Origin of the sequence: Vibrio marinisediminis, assembly GCF_014050145.1 — a bacterium.
Taxonomy (GTDB): domain Bacteria; phylum Pseudomonadota; class Gammaproteobacteria; order Enterobacterales; family Vibrionaceae; genus Vibrio; species Vibrio marinisediminis.
In genome coordinates, this window is sequence record NZ_JACFYF010000432.1 from 1 (window position 1) to 225 (window position 225).

A 225-nucleotide genomic window follows, 5' to 3' on the forward strand; every position below is an offset into this window, starting at 1 on the left:
CGTTGCTGGACCTGATCTGCCGGCCTGATGGTGTGTGGACTTCACTATCAGTTTGTTCGATATATTGCTGGAACGGCGTCAAGCAGCTGTTTTCATTGGCGCTCCGCTCGAAAAAATTGAAAAAATTTTGGCTTGTCGCGAACTTTCTCGCCAAGGGCTGTCTGATTCTGTACAGCCAGTCGCGATAGCAGTCGCTAACACTGTTGCTCCGCTGGCAGTTTCGAT

Annotated in this window: 1 protein-coding gene; it reads left to right on the forward strand. The window is 50.2% G+C overall.

Annotated features, from left to right (window positions below; translation table 11 throughout):
* Positions 1 to 34: 34 nt before the first annotated feature.
* Positions 35 to 225 (forward strand): hypothetical protein (locus tag H2O73_RS22045; RefSeq protein ID WP_220457805.1); only part of this gene is annotated, 191 nt, incomplete at its 3' end.